This is a genomic window from Oleiphilus sp. HI0125 (assembly GCF_001635355.1).
Window position 1 is genome coordinate 1 of sequence record NZ_LWGF01000722.1, and the last position, 805, is coordinate 805.

The 805-nt window shown below is 42.5% G+C and carries 1 protein-coding gene; it reads right to left on the reverse strand.

All coding sequences use genetic code 11. The features are described 5' to 3' along the window. The coding region (gene pyrD / locus A3762_RS10530; protein WP_068755365.1) for a dihydroorotate dehydrogenase (quinone) at window positions 1–577 on the reverse strand (577 nt) is incomplete at its 3' end. Between the last annotated feature and the right edge of the window lie 228 nt (window positions 578–805).

The window sequence follows — 805 nt, forward strand, 5'->3', positions numbered from 1 at the left end:
GTTCTTTCAGTGAGTCACCAAACTGCAAAGTTCTCAATCCTGGCGTGTTCGGAGAAGAAACATTGACGGCAATATAATCCGCTGCGCTATAAGCCTTTCTCAAACCAATCAAGTAATCTTGATTGGCATCTTCTACGCTTGTGTCAAAGTTCTTACCAATGTTGATCCCGATTGGACCTTTATAGTGTCGTTTCGAAACTGCGTTAAGTAAGCTCTCTACTCCTTTATTATTGAACCCCATACGGTTAATAATCGCCTGCTCATCGACCAAACGGAACATTCGAGGTTTAGGGTTTCCATCTTGAGCGCGGGGGGTAACCGTTCCAACTTCAACAAATCCAAAACCCATTGCGCCAAGCGCATCTATATGCTCACCATTTTTATCTAGACCTGCAGCTAAACCAACTCGATTTGGGAATCGAATTCCCATTACTTCGACCGGATCATCTGCAACACTAGGCATAAAAGGTTTAAATACGCCCAAGCGATTTAGGGCACTCATCCAGTCTAGTGACAGATCATGGGCAGTTTCAGGAGGTAAACAGAATAAAGCTTTGGTAAGTAATGTATGGGACATAGGCGCTCCAGAAATAATCGCCCGAAAGTATAGCGCCTGATAAAAAAATGGCGAGAAGTATCCACGTCCAAGATTAAATTTTTGGCTAATTCACGCTTGACAACTCGCTCGTTTACAAAATTGAAACATTACCCACATTTGCTGTGGATAACTCTGTGCAAAAACAGCGGAATCGTCACCAAACCCCCTGTAATAATGCGAACCATATCAAATTGATCATTTTTTAAC